A 277-nucleotide genomic window follows, 5' to 3' on the forward strand; every position below is an offset into this window, starting at 1 on the left:
CGGAAGGCTCCGTTCGAGAGGACCGCTTTGGAGCTTCTCGTGCAATTTCACGCACTCCTCGAAGCCTTCTTCGACATTGACAAACACCACTGGTGAAACGGGCCGGAATGATCCGGTGCCCGAAATGGTGACGGTGAAAGGCTCCTGGCAGCGGGCAACCTGCCGGACGTGCTCGATGGTGGCGGTCCAGTCCTGGGTGGGGGTTGTGGTGATCAACGTGATGTGGGCAGGAATGACCTCGGCCATGGGATCGCCAAACGAGGCCCGCCATTCCCGG

General features: G+C 61.0%; 1 protein-coding gene. It reads right to left on the bottom strand.

The features are described 5' to 3' along the window. Window positions 1-277 (bottom strand): 2'-5' RNA ligase family protein (locus SB724_RS19895; protein WP_410572537.1); only part of this gene is annotated, 277 nt, incomplete at both ends.

The sequence above is a fragment of the Bacillus sp. SIMBA_031 genome (genome assembly GCF_046535225.1).
Classification (GTDB): Bacteria; Bacillota; Bacilli; order Bacillales; family Bacillaceae; genus Bacillus; species Bacillus velezensis.